Source organism: Brenneria sp. g21c3 (genome assembly GCF_040240345.1).
GTDB lineage: Bacteria > Pseudomonadota > Gammaproteobacteria > Enterobacterales > Enterobacteriaceae > Brenneria.
In genome coordinates this window covers 30,614-44,111 of record NZ_JBEIAB010000008.1, presented here as the reverse complement: position 1 = coordinate 44,111, position 13,498 = coordinate 30,614, and the positions used below count along the sequence as shown (strand labels likewise).

Here is a 13,498-nt window from a genome sequence, read left to right as displayed (position 1 = left end):
AGCGAAATGGCCTTGCTACCAAACACAAGGAACGTAGTACGATTTTAGTACACTTCTTCTTAACGCAATGCTTTTTCTCGTTATCTTTAATACAACGATTTACCGCTGCTGTCTTTCACATTCGTCTTCCAGGCCGCGCGAATCTGCTCAACGACTTCATCCGGCAGAATAGCGTAATCCAGCGCCGTAGCCTGAGAACCGCCTTTCTGATAAGCCCAGTCAAAGAACTTCAACACTTCCGTACCCTGTTCGGCTTTCGGCTGCGCTTTTTGCACCAGAATGAACGTCGTTGAGGTGATAGGCCAGGCGTCATCGCCTTTCTGGTTAGTCAGATCCTGAGCGAAAGATTGGCTCCAGTCCGCGCCTTTGGCCGCATTGCTGAAACTTTCCCCGGTCGGGCTGACCACTTTGCCGTCTGCGGAAACCAGTTTGGTGTAAGCCAGATTATTCTGCTTGGCGTACGCGTACTCGACGTAGCCAATGGAGCCGGGCAGACGCTGAACGAACGCGGCGATGCCGTCGTTGCCCTTGCCGCCCAGACCGGTCGGCCAGTTAACCGTGGAGCCGGCGCCGATTTTTTCCTTCCACTCCGCATTCACCTTCGCCAGATAGCTGGTGAAGACGAAAGACGTGCCGGAACCATCCGCGCGACGCACCACTGCGATATCCTGATCCGGCAGTTTGGCATTCGGATTCAGCTTGGTAATAGCGGGGTCGTTCCATTTTTTGATTTTGCCCAGGTAGATGTCGCCCAGCGTTTTGCCGTCCAGCGTCAGATCGCCGGATTTGATGCCGGGAATGTTCACCGCCAGCACCACGCCGCCGATAACCGTCGGGAACTGGAACAAACCATCCTGCGCCAGCTTATCGTCGGACAGCGGCGCATCCGTCGCGCCGAAATCGACGGTCTTGGCGAGAATCTGTTTTACGCCGCCTGATGAGCCGATGCCCTGATAGTTAACTTTATTACCGGTTTCTTTTTGATAGGAGTCAGCCCATTTGGCATAGACCGGCGCGGGGAATGTCGCACCTGCGCCAGTGAGATTGACGGCGGCGAAAGCGGAAACCGCCGTCAAAGAAAACGTTGCCGCAACAATACCGGCGATAGTGGTACGCATAAGTTTCATAATCCCTCCTGTGGGATAGCAAAAATGTCGACCCGGAGCCGTAATTAATCAGAGTGTAGTGTGCAGGAGGAAAAATAGGACAGTTGAGTGACAGTAAAATGTATGTAATGTGACAGTTTTATGACAAACCCAAAATCGCAGCGATGGGCCGCTGAAATAACGGCCCGGTCACAAGAAAAAACAAAGCGGAGGAGAAAGCAGGCTATGCCATTTCCGGCTTGCGCAGCGCCGTTTTTTCGGCCTGCATAACAAGACTGAGCGACGCCGGCAATACGGTCAGCGTCACCAGCGTAGCGAACATTAACCCGCCGATGATAGCGTAGGCCATCGGCCCCCAGAATACCTGATGTGAAATCGGGATCATCCCCAGAATGGCGGCGCAAGCGGTCAACAGTATCGGTCTGGCGCGGTGTTGCGCGGCTTTTATGATCGCGTCTTCGCGATCCAGCCCCTGACGCGTGTTGCTGTCGACTTCGCTGATGAGAATAACCGCGTTACGAATAATCATCCCGGCCAGCGCAATAATGCCAAGCAACGCCACAAAACCCATTGGCGTGCCTGTCGGCAGCATGGCCGCGACGATCCCCGGCAGGCCGAAAGGCGCCATCAGCAATGCCAGCAGCATGCGCGAAAACGTCTGCAACTGGATCATCAGCAGAATAAGCATCGCGCCAAGCGTGACCGGCAACACGGTGTAGACGGAACTATTGCCTCGGTCTGATTCCGCTACCGTACCGCCTTCTTCAATGCCATAACCCGGCGGCAGTTCGGCGCGCAGCGCATCAACAGCGGGAAGCAGCGCCTGCGATACGCCTTCGGCGCGCATACCGGGCGCCAAATCCGTTTGAACGGTGATAAAAGGCAGCCGCTGGCGCCGCCAAACAACCGGGTCGTCAACATGCCAGACCGGCGTAGCGACGCGGCTTAACGGCACTTTCTGCCCGCCTGACGTGGTCAGCATCAGAGACTCGATGCTGCCGGTATCCAGCCGCTCGGCGTCATTGCCGCGCAGCACCACATCAATCAGACGGTTACGATCGCGCACGGTGGTCATCACGCTGCCGGACCAGACGGTATTCAGCGTTTCCGCCAGCGTGGTTGAAGAAACGCCCGCCGCGCGCGCTTCGGTCTGATTCACGCGCAGCGTAATGACCCGCTCCGGCTCGCCGGCCGTCAGATTCACTTCGCGCGCGGCCGGATTTTTCCCGATGACGCCCGCCAGTTTCCGGGCCAACTCGCGCACCTTTTGATAATCCGGGCCGCTGACGCGATACTTCACCGGCCAGCCCACCGGCGGCCCCAACTCCAGCGGCGAAACACGCGTGGTAATATCGCTGAACTCCCGGGCCAGGGTCTCGTTCAACTGCCGTATTAGCCGGTCGCGGGCCGCCAGATCTTTCGCCACCACCACTAATTGCGCAATATTTTCATTGTCCGACAACACATCCATCGGCAGATAGAAACGTATTGCGCCGGTGCCGACATAGGTCGAGTAATGATCGATGTTTTCATTGCCCGCCAGCGTTTTTTCGAGCAGGGATGTCCGCCGTTGCGTTTCCGACTGCGCGCTATTGGCCGGCAGGGAAAGACTGACCAGCAACTCGGGACGATCGGAAGACGGGAAGAATTCGCCCTGCATAAAGGTGGTGCCGAAGACCGACAGCGCAAAGAACGCCAGCGCCAGACCGAGCGTCGCCAGCCGGTGGCCGAGCACCCACGCCAACAGGCGGCGATAAAAACGCATCAGCCGCCCCGGCTGCCGGCCTTTTTCGCCGGCATGGGATTTGAGCGTGTCGGGCAAGAGCCAGGTTCCGGTCAGCGGCGAGAAAAGGATCGCCACCACCCATGAACAGAGCAAGGCCATCAGTACGACGGCAAACAGGGAAAAGCAGTACTCGCCGGCGCTGGAGGCGGCGAAACCAACCGGAATAAAACCGGCGATCATGACCAGCGTGCCGGTGAGCATCGGGAAAGCCGTGGTTTCAAACGCGCAGGTGGCGGCGCGCCAGCGATTATCGCCGGCCTCAAGGCGCGCCACCATGGTTTCAACGGTGATCATGGCGTCATCCACCAGCAGCCCGAGCGCGATAATCAACGCGCCCAGCGAAATACGCTGCAAACCAATACCCGCCAGCATCATGCCGGCGAAAGTCATCGCCAGCACCAGCGGGATCGCGGCCGCCACCACCAGACCGGCCCGCAGCCCCAACGACACGAACGACACCGCCAGCACAATCACCACCGCTTCGATCAATACCCGGACAAAGCCGCTCACCGCCTGTTTCACGACGGCGGATTGATCGGCGACATTGGTCACCTCGATACCGTGCGGCAGTTGCGCCTGTATCTCCGCCATCCGCGCGTTAAGCGCCTCGCCAAAGCGCAGCATATTGCCGGTGGGCGCCATTGACACGGCCAGGCCGATGGCCGGTTGACCATTGACCTTGAATATCGGCGCCGGCGGTTCCGCGCGCTGGAGGCTGACGGCGGCGATGTCGGTCAGCGGAATATAGTGTCCGTCAATATGCAATGTGACGGCGCGCAGACTTTCCACCGAACCCAGCGCGCCGCTGACCCGTAACGCAATATTCTCCCGATCGGTTCTCAACGTTCCCGCCGGCACCACTTCGTTTTGCGCCTTAAGCGCATCGGTCACCTGTTGCAGATCCAACCCCATGCCGGCAAGTTTGCGTGGAGAAAAAGCGATGACGATTTGTTCTTCCTGTTCGCCCAGCAGACTGATTTTGCCGATATCCGGCAACATCATCAGGCTAAGCCGGACCTCGTCGACCCGGTCACGCAGTTCGCGCTGGGTAAACCCTTCCGCGGTAAAACCGTAAATCGTGCCGAAAGTGTCGTCAAATTCGTCATTCACCGCGGGTCCCTGAACCCCTTGCGGGAGCGAAACGACGATATCCTGCATTTTTTTACGTATCTGATACCAGATATCCGGCACCTTTTCCGGCGGCGTATCATCCCTGAGATTGACGAAGATGGTCGACTGACCGGCGCGGGTTTCGCTCTCGACGTAATCGAGGTAAGGCGTTTCCTGGAGTTTCTTTTCCAGCGTGTCCGTCACCAGATTGACGGTGTCGTCGATGGTCGCGCCGGACCACTGCGTGGACACCACCGCCGTTTTAATGGTGAAGGCCGGGTCTTCATTACGCGGCAACTGCTGATAGCTGAGAATTCCCGCGCCCATGATAAGCAGCATAAAAAAAGTCACCAGTTGCTGATTCTTCAGCGCCCATGCGGAGAGGTTGAATGACGATTTCAGATCGGCGGCCTTCATTTCGCCTCCTCCCCGAGAGTAACCGTTTCACCTTCCCGCAGCTTGCTGACGCCCGCCGTCACCACCTTCTCCCCCGGCTGAATGCCGTGGGCGATAAAGACCGACGCGGCGGTGTACCTGCCGGGCGTCACCGGACGCAGATGGATCTGCCGGCTATCGTCCACCACAAATACCGCCGCGCTGTCGCCGGTCTGGGTCAGCGCCGATGCGGGGATGGCGATCATTCCCGGCCCGGATAACGGCATTTCACCCTCAACGCTGGCGCCCAGCGCCATCGCCGCCGGCGGGTTATCAAGCGCGATGCGCACCCGCCAGGTTCGGGTCTGAGCGTCGGCCTGCGGACTGATATCGCGCAGTCGGCCGCTTACCTGCACTGACGGTTCGGCGAGCAGGGAAACCGTAAACCGCCCGTTTCGGTTGTTCTCGATCGCTTGCGGATCGGCGACGTCGAATACGGCGTCGCGCCCGTCACTGGCGGCGAGAGTAAAAACGACTTGTCCGGCGCTGACGACCTGACCGGCGGAGGCGCTGACCTGGGTAATCACCCCGGACTGCGGCGCGGCGAGCTGGGTCCACGTCAGATTATCCTGCGCATTTTTCAGCGCCGCTTCGCTACTCTGACGGTGGGAGACGGCCGACTGCCAGTCCGACGTGGCGGTATCCAGTTGCACCCGGGCAATGGCGCCGGACGGCATCAACGACTTCATACGATTAAGGGTTAACGCCGCCACCCGCTCCGCCGCGCGGGCGCTATCCAGTTCAGCCCGCGCGCTGCCGAGCTGATTACGCGCCGTATCGCTCTCCAGCGTGGCCAGCGCCTGTCCTTTGACGACGCGTTGGCCCACGTCGACCTGACGAGTGAGGATGCGGCCATCAAGCCGAAAGCCCAGAGCGATTTCATCATGGGCGCGGATTTCCCCGGTGCGAACCGGCGGCGTGCCGGACGAGGGCTGCGGCGCCGAGACATAACGTACCGGACGGGGCGCTACGTTATGCTGCGGCTCGGCGTCGCGGCAGCCGGCAAGCAGCAGCGGCGCGATGCACAGCAGAGACAGAACAGGCGGCAGGGTAAAACGACGAATAGGTACGATAAGCCGATGCAGCGCGTGGCGCGCATGAGTGACGTAATTTTCTGACATGACGCGTTTCCTAAATCAAGATGGCGTCATTTAACGCATGGAATGTCGAGATTCCTTGTACGTTTCGTCAAGATATCATCAAGGGCGGCGATTTTAGCATTCCGCCCGACAGGCTTTAGGCAGGCGCAGCGTAATCAGCAACCCCTTCTCCGCCGGCAGACTGGCGCTGATGGCGCCGCCGTGGGCCATGCAGATCGCGCGCGCTATCGACAGGCCGAGGCCGCTGCCGCCGGAATGACGGGCTCTTGAAGAGTCCGCCCGGCTAAAACGCTCGAACATGGCGGATAAGAAATCCGCATCCACGCCGGGGCCATTATCCTGAAAGGTGATGTCGTAAGCGCTTTCCCCGCGCCGTATCGCTATCGTCAATTGCTTGCCTGCGCCGGCATAACGCAGCGCGTTTTCCATCAGGACGGTAAAAACCTGTCCAAGACGAAAAGCATCGCCCAGGTACATGCAAGGTTCGTCAGTCACAATGCGGATCGCCATGCCGGCTTTTTCCGTCTGCGGTTTAAGCCAGGCGGCGCGTTCCCGCAGCAGTTCCGTCAGGTTCAGTTCCCGACGCTCCAGCACCAGCCTGCCCGCCTCGGCCAGCGAAAGCAGGCGCAGCTCATCAATAAGACGATTCAGGTTTTGCAGTTGCTTCATCACCATCCCGAGCTGTTGCGGGTCGGCGCTGAATACGCCGTCAAGCATTCCCTGCAACCGCCCTATCGCCGCGGTCAGCGGCGAACGCAATTCGTGCGCCATCGCCACATGCGAAGCCCGTAGCTCGCGCTCATAACGCGCCAGTTGCCGTGTCATGGCATTGAAGTCCCGCGCGAAACGGGCCATTTCCGTCGGCGTTTTTTCCACCAGTTCGGCCTGCATGCCGAACTCGCCCCGGGTCACCGCTTCGGAAGCCGAGGCCAGGCGGCTGAACTGAACGGAAAGCGGGCGCGCCGTCCTTAGCCCCATAACCACAATAAACGGGATCATGACCACCACCAGCACGCCGACTAAAATCCAGTCGGCGGAGGTGATCGACGGATCCGAATAGCTTACCCCCCACCAGGTATCGACAATCTGGTGAAAGCGGGCCAGGTTAAGATCCGGGTTCTGACGCAGTACCTCAAATTCTTGCCGCAGCTCGGCCGGCATGTGGTGAAGCACCCAGAGATTCTGAATGGCGAAACGCAACCACATGCACAGCGCGATAACAATCACCGTGCCGATGGCCAGCGCCAGGATGCGGACGCATATCCAGCGCCACAGTGAATGATGCTCGACGTTTTTCATGGCTGCCGGAACCGGTATCCCACGCCGCGCACATTCAGCAACACATTGCTGATACCCGCGCTTTCCAGTTTTTTACGCAGGTTGTACATATGCGTATCCACCACGCGCTCCAGCGCATCGCTTTCCGGCAAACAGTGTTCCAGCAGATGTTGGCGGGAAAAGGCCCGCGTCGGCGCGCGCATTACCGTGGCCAGCAGGGAAAACTCCGTCGGCGTAAAATCAAGATAACGCGGCGTCTCGCCGGCGTCCGTAACACAGGCCGTGCGCGAAATAGTATCGACTTCCAGACTTGCCCAGCGCAGCACTTCATTTTCCCGAACCTGCAAACGGCAGCGTCGTAGCACGGCCTGCACGCGCGCCACCACTTCGCCCGGATTATAGGGTTTGACCACATAGTCATCCGCGCCGTAACGCAGAGCGCCGATTCGGTCCGGCGCATCGCCCATCGCGGTCACCATGATAACCGGCGTATCGCTTTTCCGGCGCACGGCCGCCAGGATCTCCGTGCCGTTCATCCCCGGCAGCATCACATCCAGCAGGATCAGATCCGGCTTCTGGCGCTGCGCATATTCCAGCCCGGCCAGACCGTCCCCGACAACGGTCACCTCGTAGTTCTCCCGCGTCAGATACGCGTCCAGCACGCCGGCCGCATCCGCATCATCTTCGATTATCAGTATGCGTCTTGTCTGCATTTCACGTCCTTGACCATTTCTTCATAAATTCCTGACTATTTATTGATAATGCCGCTTCATAATCCCGCCCCAGTCAGGCCATTGCCGACAATGGCCGCTAAATAATTTACTCGTGAGGTGGCTTGATGAAAACCCATAATATCGTGTTGTATACGCTTTGTTTTATGACCGCCGGTACAACAACCGTCGCCAGGGCCGATGAGGATGATACCTCGCCGCAATCGACCATAACGGTGGGCATCGGCGCGCAAAACGCGCCGCGCTACAGCGGTTCGGATAAACGAACCACGCAGGTAATGCCGCTGATTCAGGCCCGACACGGCGCCTTTTTCCTGGATTCCCAGCAAGGGATCGGGTACGACCTGATGAGCGATAACGGGCTTTATCTGGAGCATACGCTGGGCTATACCCTCGGCCGCTCAGACAAAGACGCCAGCTGGCGGGAGGGCTCCGACAAATTGAAAGGCATGGGAAACATTAACGCCGCCGTCAATACCTCCATCGCCGTAGGATGGACGATAGCGCCCTGGATTTCTGTGGAGGGGAAGATCGCGCTGCCGCTCAGCGACGGCCAGGGGGGGCAGTACCGAACGTCATTCACCTTAATCCCCATTCAGAACGACAGCGATACGCTGGCATGGCAGACCGCCGCGTTATTCGGCGACCATCGCTACATGAATACCTTTTACGGCGTGAATAAGCGGCAAAGCGCCCGCTCAGGCTATCATCGTTTCAACGCCGCCGGCGGATTTTACGGCGTCGACACCAGTCTGACGTGGAGCCATCAGTTCTCCGAACACTGGGGAACCTCATTTAGCGCGGGCTATACATGGCTCGGCGATCACGCCGCAGACAGCCCGATCGTTTTTCGGCGTAATCAGGTAACCGGCGCGGCCGCCATTACCTATACGTTCTGACACAGGAAAAGCACCCCGCCCGCGAAAAATACGCCGGCGGGCATGACGCGCGGATTCGTTTCAGGACGTGCTGCACTCACGTTCATCAGGCTTCACGGGCTTGTTGCAGCGCTGACTTCACCTTTTGCCATGAAATCTGCTGCGGATCGAACTCATTCAAGCCGACCATCGGCAACGGCACTTTGGCTTTCAGCAGCAGCTTTTCAAGCACTTCCATATAAACGCCGCTGCCGCTGACAATAGAGTAGCTTTGCAATACCGCGCCACAACGGAAAGAACCGCCTGTATAGCCGGAGTTGGTGACGCTGACGCCGCAGGAGGGGCTGCCGTCCAACCCGATAATGCCAAGAATGGCGTAGCCGGAAGCAAGATAGTCCTCGACCTGATCGACAATCGGGCGCAACAGCCTGGCACAGTGCCGTCGGAAAACCGGCGTGTCGTATTGTTCCCGGCTCATCCCCCATCGTTTACAACCGGAAAACAGCATTTCCGGACAGGGCAACTGAATCAGTCCAACGCCATCGTCAATGATCTCCTTGACGATAGCCAGCGCGCCGGGCGCTTTGGCGATACCATAAACTTTCGCATTCACATTCAAAATGCAGTGACTGACGATAACGATCTTTTTTTCTCTTTGCATGATACCGCTCTCATATCATTTGCCGAATTAGCGTCGCCAAAGGCGCCGGATAGCCGTTGCATAGTCAGAAATGCATTCTTTTTTCGAGCCGCTTTGACAACGCCACCACGGACATCACCAAAACGTAATAGATCAAAGCCACCATGACGTAGACTTCAAAGGGCTTATACGTCCGGGTGTAGATAAGCTGTCCGACGCGCGTCAGTTCCATGATGGAAAGCACGGAGATTAACGATGAATCCTTCAAAATCAGCGTGAAGGTATTCACCAGCGCCGGCAGGGAAACGCGCAGCGCCTGCGGCAATACGATAAAGAAGATGGTTTCGACGCGGTTGATGCCCAGCATCCAGGCCGCTTCCTCCTGTCCTTTGCCGACGGACTGGAGCGAACCGCGAATAATTTCGGAAATATAAGCCGCGGCGTTGAGCCCCAGAGCAATCACCGCCGCCGGGTAGCGGCCCAGATTAATGCCGATGGAAGGCAATCCGTAATAGACGATGAACAGTTGAATGAGCAACGGCGTACCACGGAACAGAGAGACATAAATATGCAGTATCGCCTCGACAATCCCCCCGTTGCTGCGCAATACGCCCACCGTAATTCCCAGTATCAGCGCGAAGCAGAACGCCGCAAGCGTTACCAGCAATGTGATGCCGACGCCCTGTGCTATCGCGGTGTAGTTATCGGCGACAAGTGAAAAATCGAAAGCCATGATGTTGTATCACCCCTGGTTGGCGACCGTCAGCCACTTGTCTTCCAGCGCTTTCAGTTCGCCGCTGGCTTTCAGCTTAGCCAGCAATTCGTTAAGCCTGTTCTTCAGCGCGCTGGCGCCTTTGCGCGTAACGATGGCAATCTCCGAGATATCATCGTCGATAGGCGCGGCGACCCGCAGTTCGGGCGCGGTTTTCAATGCATTCACCGCATAGGGGTAGCCGACGATAATAGCGTCGATGCGTTTATGCTCAAGGTCGAGGAAGGCTTCCGGATTGTAGTTATAGCGGCGGACCTCGCCAAATCCGTACTTTTTATCGGCTTTGTCGGTTCTCTGTTCAGATGCCGACCCCAGTTGAACGCCGACGACTTTTCCTCGCAAATCACCGGGGGTATGGATGCTCTGGTTGTCCTTCCGCACGACCACGACGTCTCGCAGTTGATAGTACGCGTCAGTGAAGTCGACGCTTTCTTCCCGTTTCGGCGTTCGGGTCATGCCGGTGATCAATATATCGAAATCGCCTTTGTTCAACGCCAGAATAAGTCCCTGCCATTCCGCGTCGCGCAGATCCGCGCTGACGCCCAGTTCGCGGGCAATCGCTTTGCCGAGGTCGATGTCGAATCCCTCGAACTCTCCCGTTTTTTCATTTCGGGATTCGAACGGCGGATAAGCGGCGGTAAAGCCGATGGTGATTTTCCCTTTTTTATCAATATCGCTTAGCGAGGTATCAGCGGCGAACAGCGACTGGGAAAGCAACAGAAACATCACCCCCAGAGAGGTTAATAGACGGTTTTTCATGGTTTTTTATCCCGATGATAATCAAACAAATACGCGCTTTAAAAAAGCGCGCGTTCTGGCGGATGATGGGTGGGAGAATATTTCCTCCGGCGAACCTTGCTCGGCGATAATACCTCCGTCCATAAAAACGACCCGATGCGAGACTTCACGAGCGAATTGCATTTCGTGGGTGATGATCAGCATACTGACGCCTTCGTCGGATAAGCTTTTCATGACGTCGAGCACTTCTCCGGTTAATTCCGGATCGAGCGCCGAGGTCGGCTCGTCAAATACCAGCAGCGAGGGATTGAGAGCTAACGCTCTGGCGATAGCGGCACGTTGCTGTTCGCCGCCGGACAGCGAACCGGGCTTATAGGCGTGGCGATGCTGAAGATGAACTTTTTCCAACATCGCCATAGCGTAATCGTTGGCTGCGCTCCTGGAGAAATTTCGACATCGGCGAAGCGCAAAAGCGATATTCCCCAGCACCGTCATGTGCGGCCACAGGTTGAATTGCTGAAAAATCATACCGACATAGCGGCTTCTTTTGCGCGGGGCGTCGATAAGACGGGTAAGGTCTTCCTTATCGATAACGATTTGCCCGGAAGTGAAGTGCTCTAATCCGCAAACACAGCGCGCCAGCGTACTTTTCCCCGCTCCGCTTGGACCGATGATGGAGACGGTTTGCCCTTTGACGATATTCAGGGACACATCATGCAGCACATCGTGGGCGCCGTATTGTTTATTCAAATGGGCAACCCGCAGTGCGAAGTTGTATGGTTCCAAAATATAACCCCATAGTATCTTTTATAAAGAACACTTAATGCGCCAAGGGTAGTAAAAATAATAAAACCCAAAAAATTAGAATTATTATTTATAATAATTACGCTAATTTTATAAATAAAAGCATCACTTTCAAAAGTGATAACCCTGGCGAATAAAATTTTTTCACGGCAATCTGATATGGTTATATATAAATTAACTTAAAAACTTATTACCCGCGTAGGCTATGGCTACCTCCTTATTTAATCAAATAAATAATATCTATAAAGTTATCTGTAATTATACTATTCAGAAGTTGGCGATTATTAGCAACAAAGATTTAATTATCAATTAAAATAAATACCCCATAAAGGAAACATTTTATCATTCTGGAAAAGATATTAATGACGGTATGGTCACCGTTCATTGCCAGAACGAATAAATAAAGTGTCATATGCCGAGAGGTCTGGGTGAAAAATCCGCCTTATGGAAACCCGCCAATCAGGTCGCCACAAGACGGATGTTTGCTTTAGGTCAGCCCTTTTAATGAGTCTGACCATTGCCATGCAATAGTTTATAGATGGTATCCGGCGTATATTTCTCATCCTGGTAATAAATCACCCAGTCGGTAATCAACCCCAAATCGAGCGGGTACAGGCCCCCCTCTTTCATCTCGTCAATATAGAAAGGGTGGTTGATTAATTTGCCGGTAAAGGCGTCGCCGTTCATCGACTCAGGTATAAACCACATATGCTCACGCTCGCCCTCCGCGGGTTCGCCATAGGGTATCCCGCATTTGACCAGAAAGCGCCATTCGCTTTCCTGCCGCGGCTCGTCTGATTTTTTAAGCAGTTTTGCAAAAAAGCCTTTTTTACTCGGCTCCGCGCACACCGCATAGTTTTCGAACATCCGGCCAAAGTAGTGCCAGCGCAACTTAGCCTTGCGCGACATTTCATTCGTCTCGGCGTTGGTCCGCCAGAACATGATGGCATTCTGTTCTTCAAATCCCTTAAAGAACGTCTCCAGCACCGGATTTTCTTCCGTTACGCGGAACAGCATACAGGATGGCGTCTGATGAATGTCATCCCGGTCGGCCCGGTCGCCCAGAAATTCGCCTTGCGGCGCATCGGTCAGATCGTAATGCATCTCTTCAAGCGGTCTGAGTTGATCAACCGGTATTGATTGATTGACGTGGCGCAGCCCTTCTTCAAAAGGCAGCGCCACCACATATTCATACCCGGCCTGCGTTTGTCCACACAAAATCGGTTCGTTAAACGCAATCTGCCGGTCTTCGATACAGTTATTGGCGAAGTTTCTGAACAGTTCGGGAATACCGTAATAGGAATTCAGCATATGCGGGATAACCAGCTCCACTTCGGTTATGCCGCAGCGGGTAAGCCCGTGAGTATGGAACCAAAAGGTGGTGGGCGGGTTGTTTTGCGAGTCGTAAATAGCGTGGATCGTGTACAGGTTCTCTACATCCGGCAACACATCGTCTTCCAGTTGGAAGCGCAGCCATTCAGGCGTAAAGGCTTTGTCCGCGGCGGAAACATCGATACCAAGTAATAAATCCGGCGCCAACAGGTGCAGTATCCTCAGTTGATAACGGTAGGCGATCAGCGGATGCTGCTCGAATACGCACTCCACCAACACGGCCTGCGGCGCAGCGTTGACTTCGGCAAGCCGTTCGGGTGAGAGAGGATCGGTTGAGTAATACGGCTTAACCTCATCTTCCTCTGAGCGATCCAGTATTTGAATACGAAACGTCAGAACATCGTCGCCGTGGCGACAGGTGTAAACAAAGCCGTCCCGCTCATCCTCCGCGTAGCTCGCCTCTCCGTCGGTAAAGAAGCGCTGCGCCGCTAAATTCTTTTCCAATAACGGATAGTTCAGCGCTTCAGAAGAAAAAATAACCATGGTAGAAGGCGCGGCCTTCCCTTTTCCTGCGGCAATATCCAAATAGTGTTGTTTATTGTTCATGATGATCTGTTTTGATAAAACCGAAAGTTAGCGGGCATTCTAACATGTTAATAGTACTATAAAATATAAGGTTTCACGTCTTGTCGCCATGGGGAAACAGACTCCGGATTCACGTAATTTATCCTCCTTAAGCCGGTCGTGCGGCTAAATAATTTGAAATGAGCGCCTTTTTTCTACAGAAT

General features: G+C 55.7%; 11 protein-coding genes. 1 reads left to right on the top strand and 10 read right to left on the bottom strand.

The genetic code is table 11. From position 1 onward, the window contains the following. Positions 1-86 precede the first annotated feature (86 nt). The 5 genes from pstS to ABRZ28_RS13625 form a co-directional block, all read right to left on the bottom strand. Positions 87-1,127: a phosphate ABC transporter substrate-binding protein PstS gene (gene pstS, locus ABRZ28_RS13645; protein WP_319606188.1), complete on the bottom strand. Its 1,041-nt coding sequence runs from the start codon at positions 1,125-1,127 to the stop codon at positions 87-89. A 202-nt stretch (positions 1,128-1,329) separates the two neighbouring features. Continuing rightward, positions 1,330-4,419, bottom strand: coding sequence for an efflux RND transporter permease subunit (locus ABRZ28_RS13640; protein WP_330520541.1), 3,090 nt, complete (start codon positions 4,417-4,419; stop codon positions 1,330-1,332). Next, on the bottom strand, positions 4,416-5,558 hold the full coding sequence (locus ABRZ28_RS13635; RefSeq protein ID WP_319606186.1) for an efflux RND transporter periplasmic adaptor subunit: 1,143 nt from the start codon (positions 5,556-5,558) through the stop codon (positions 4,416-4,418). Before ABRZ28_RS13635 ends, ABRZ28_RS13640 begins: the two co-directional genes overlap by 4 nt. Before the next feature lie 93 nt (positions 5,559-5,651). After that, complete coding sequence (locus ABRZ28_RS13630; protein ID WP_319606185.1) at positions 5,652-6,836, bottom strand: sensor histidine kinase; 1,185 nt, start codon at positions 6,834-6,836, stop codon at positions 5,652-5,654. Beyond that, entirely contained in the window at positions 6,833-7,528 is a 696-nt protein-coding gene (locus tag ABRZ28_RS13625) for a response regulator (RefSeq protein WP_330520540.1), read from the bottom strand. The genes ABRZ28_RS13630 and ABRZ28_RS13625 overlap by 4 nt, the downstream gene beginning before the upstream one ends. Before the next feature lie 125 nt (positions 7,529-7,653). On the opposite strand from ABRZ28_RS13625, the gene ABRZ28_RS13620 reads away from it, so the two are divergent. Beyond that, the gene (locus ABRZ28_RS13620; RefSeq protein ID WP_330520539.1) at positions 7,654-8,445 is read left to right on the top strand and encodes a MipA/OmpV family protein; all 792 of its coding nucleotides are present in this window, start codon (positions 7,654-7,656) and stop codon (positions 8,443-8,445) included. Positions 8,446-8,530: 85 nt separating this feature from the next. Here ABRZ28_RS13620 and ABRZ28_RS13615 read toward each other — a convergent pair whose 3' ends face one another. The 5 genes from ABRZ28_RS13615 to ABRZ28_RS13595 form a co-directional block, all read right to left on the bottom strand. Beyond that, positions 8,531-9,085: a CD3072 family TudS-related putative desulfidase gene (locus tag ABRZ28_RS13615; RefSeq protein ID WP_330520538.1), complete on the bottom strand. Its 555-nt coding sequence runs from the start codon at positions 9,083-9,085 to the stop codon at positions 8,531-8,533. A gap of 64 nt (positions 9,086-9,149) precedes the next feature. Next, positions 9,150-9,797, bottom strand: coding sequence for an amino acid ABC transporter permease (locus tag ABRZ28_RS13610; RefSeq protein ID WP_330520537.1), 648 nt, complete (start codon positions 9,795-9,797; stop codon positions 9,150-9,152). Positions 9,798-9,806: 9 nt separating this feature from the next. Then, positions 9,807-10,595, bottom strand: a complete 789-nt coding sequence (locus ABRZ28_RS13605; RefSeq protein ID WP_330520536.1) for an ABC transporter substrate-binding protein — start codon at positions 10,593-10,595, stop codon at positions 9,807-9,809. Between the two features lie 21 nt (positions 10,596-10,616). Further along, complete coding sequence (locus ABRZ28_RS13600; RefSeq protein ID WP_330520535.1) at positions 10,617-11,324, bottom strand: amino acid ABC transporter ATP-binding protein; 708 nt, start codon at positions 11,322-11,324, stop codon at positions 10,617-10,619. A 555-nt stretch (positions 11,325-11,879) separates the two neighbouring features. Beyond that, the gene (locus tag ABRZ28_RS13595; protein WP_319606167.1) at positions 11,880-13,316 is read right to left on the bottom strand and encodes a DUF4026 domain-containing protein; all 1,437 of its coding nucleotides are present in this window, start codon (positions 13,314-13,316) and stop codon (positions 11,880-11,882) included. Positions 13,317-13,498: the final 182 nt, after the last annotated feature.

Coding starts and splice junctions, on each gene's coding strand:
- ABRZ28_RS13630 (WP_319606185.1), bottom strand. CDS start 6,836: ATGAAAAACGTCGAGCATCATTCACTGTGGCGCTGGATATGCGTCCGC.
- ABRZ28_RS13620 (WP_330520539.1), top strand. CDS start 7,654: ATGAAAACCCATAATATCGTGTTGTATACGCTTTGTTTTATGACCGCC.
- ABRZ28_RS13635 (WP_319606186.1), bottom strand. CDS start 5,558: ATGTCAGAAAATTACGTCACTCATGCGCGCCACGCGCTGCATCGGCTT.
- ABRZ28_RS13640 (WP_330520541.1), bottom strand. CDS start 4,419: ATGAAGGCCGCCGATCTGAAATCGTCATTCAACCTCTCCGCATGGGCG.
- ABRZ28_RS13605 (WP_330520536.1), bottom strand. CDS start 10,595: ATGAAAAACCGTCTATTAACCTCTCTGGGGGTGATGTTTCTGTTGCTT.
- ABRZ28_RS13625 (WP_330520540.1), bottom strand. CDS start 7,528: ATGCAGACAAGACGCATACTGATAATCGAAGATGATGCGGATGCGGCC.
- ABRZ28_RS13595 (WP_319606167.1), bottom strand. CDS start 13,316: ATGAACAATAAACAACACTATTTGGATATTGCCGCAGGAAAAGGGAAG.
- ABRZ28_RS13610 (WP_330520537.1), bottom strand. CDS start 9,797: ATGGCTTTCGATTTTTCACTTGTCGCCGATAACTACACCGCGATAGCA.
- pstS (WP_319606188.1), bottom strand. CDS start 1,127: ATGAAACTTATGCGTACCACTATCGCCGGTATTGTTGCGGCAACGTTT.
- ABRZ28_RS13615 (WP_330520538.1), bottom strand. CDS start 9,085: ATGCAAAGAGAAAAAAAGATCGTTATCGTCAGTCACTGCATTTTGAAT.